The 471-nt window shown below is 65.6% G+C and carries 1 protein-coding gene; it reads left to right on the top strand.

All coding sequences use genetic code 11. The features are described from left to right. The first annotated feature begins 81 nt into the window (after positions 1 to 81). Positions 82 to 465 carry a hypothetical protein gene (locus ACFHWY_RS28835; protein ID WP_416583379.1) on the top strand — a complete coding sequence of 128 codons (384 nt, stop codon included), beginning with the start codon at positions 82 to 84 and terminating at the stop codon, positions 463 to 465. Positions 466 to 471 lie beyond the last annotated feature (6 nt).

Below are 471 nucleotides of genomic sequence, written 5' to 3'. Positions count from 1 at the left end.
CCCTCCCTGTCACGCTGATGTGAGACAGCCCGTCTACCAGGGGATACGCTTCCTGGACGGTCGCGAGGAGAGATCATCAGCATGACGTTGCAGCCCCATGAGAGCCCGAATCTGGACACCCGGTCCCAGCGGCGGACATTCACCGCAGAGTTCAAGGCGCGGATCCTGAACGAGTACGACGCGGCACCGGACGCGGCGGCTCGGGGGGCGATTCTGCGTCGGGAACGGTTGTACGGATCACACCTGCTGGACTGGCGTAAGGCCCGAGACGCCGGAGCCTCGGCCGGACTGACGGACCGGCGGCAATCGGCCTCGCGGGCAGCGAAGAAGGCCGAGAACGCCGAACTTGCCCGCCTTCAGCGCGAGAACGCCCGCTTGCAGGCCAAGCTCGCCAAGACCGAAACCGCGTTGCAGATCATGGGAAAAGTTCTTCCCTGCCCTGTGGGCGGGCCCGTTCCGGGCTGAAAATGG

The organism is Micromonospora sp. LOL_024 (assembly GCF_048060415.1).
Lineage (GTDB): Bacteria > Actinomycetota > Actinomycetes > Mycobacteriales > Micromonosporaceae > Micromonospora.
The sequence above is the reverse complement of the archived record's forward strand: the minus strand, read 5'-3'. Positions and strand labels throughout refer to the sequence as shown.